The sequence below is a fragment of the Caballeronia terrestris genome (assembly GCF_001544515.1).
GTDB classification, from domain to species: Bacteria; Pseudomonadota; Gammaproteobacteria; order Burkholderiales; family Burkholderiaceae; genus Caballeronia; species Caballeronia terrestris.
Genome location: NZ_FCOL02000399.1, coordinates 1 through 1,427 on the forward strand (window position 1 = coordinate 1; position 1,427 = coordinate 1,427).

Annotated in this window: 1 protein-coding gene; it reads right to left on the minus strand. The window is 64.6% G+C overall.

What is annotated here, in order from left to right; translation table 11 throughout:
* Positions 1-207: 207 nt before the first annotated feature.
* Positions 208-1,427 (minus strand): alpha/beta fold hydrolase (locus AWB67_RS37750; RefSeq protein WP_087660846.1); only part of this gene is annotated, 1,220 nt, incomplete at its 5' end.

The window sequence follows — 1,427 nt, forward strand, 5'->3', positions numbered from 1 at the left end:
CCCCTATTCGCATGTGTCGTTCGGACATTCGAGCGTCGGCCTTCCTTCGAGAGCGGCGCTTTCGAATGCTAACCGAAAGCGGTCGGGCGAACTGCGCAACTCGGTGAAGGGCAGCTTTGGGCCGGACCGGCAATCGCCGTTGAATGCATGAGTTATCGACTAGCCGCTAGCAACGTTGCAATCCTGGCGTGTATCTCTCGTTTGCAGTCAAGCCGCGAGAGTGCGGACAAACTGGTTGATACTGACCAGGACGGGTTGCTGATCGCCCGCGAAGACCCAATGATCGGCGCCGTCGAGCTCGACGAATCGCGCCTGCGCGATGTGGCTGGCGAGATGCCGGCCGGCGCCGATGCGAACGGCGCGGTCGTCGAGACGATGGAGCACCAGAGTCGGAACGGAAACTCGGCCTAAAAGGTGCCGCACATCCATGTCACGCAACGCCTCGAGCACGCCATTGATGGCTCCTGGGCTCGAAGCGGCGCGCAGCAAGCCTGCCCACCAGGCTCTTGCCTGAGGATCGCCAGACAGGCTCGGTGCGAACGTCTCGATGCCGGCTGGCCCGCCCCACGCTGAGACGAGCTGCTGCGACCACATGTCATACTGACTAGCGTGCAGCGCGTGCAAATAGTCGGGCGTCGCGCATCCCTTCGCCAATGAGGCGAACAAAATGAGGCCGGCGACGCGATCGGGGTGATCAACGACAAATTTGATGCAGGGCGGTCCACCCTCGGATGCGCCGAACAGCACGACCCGGCGGCTGCCGGCGGCGTCAAGCACGGTGCCGATGTCCTGCGCGGTGGCGTCGACGCTGGGATTGAATCCGACACGGTCGGAAAGCCCGATGCCTCGACGATCGAACAGGATGAGACGGCCCATTCCAGCGAGCGAGGACAGGAACGCCCGGCACCGCTGCTCCTCCCAAACCCGTTCGACGTGGGACACGAAACCCGGCAGCACCAGAATATCAATGCGGCCGGCGCCGTAGGTCTGAAACGCGAGATGGATGTCGCGACCGCGGACAAAACGCGTCGGCGGTGGGGCCTCGGTTGGCAACGTTGCGCCGGCGTTCAGCAGCGCGCGGGTCTCGGTTTCGGGCGCCACATCGAGTTCGTCGCGAAGGCGCAGCGTCAGGGCTTCGAGGTGGCGCTCGGCCGCGGCCCGATCTCCGGCGAGCAGTAGATTGCGGATTAGGTGCCGGCCGTACACTTCGCTGAGCGGATCGAGCTCAACGAGACGGCCGGCGTGCGCAGCCGCAGCCGCGTAGTCGCCGGCCGCATTTTTGTCGTGCACTACTCGCTCGAGCGCCTGGATCGCCCGACCCCGCAAGGCCTCACGGCGAAAAAAAGCCCACTCGTCGAACTGCGGGCAGTCGCCAGGCGAAAAGCCCTCGAGAAAGTCGCCGGGATAGTGACGGCAGGCCCACTCGA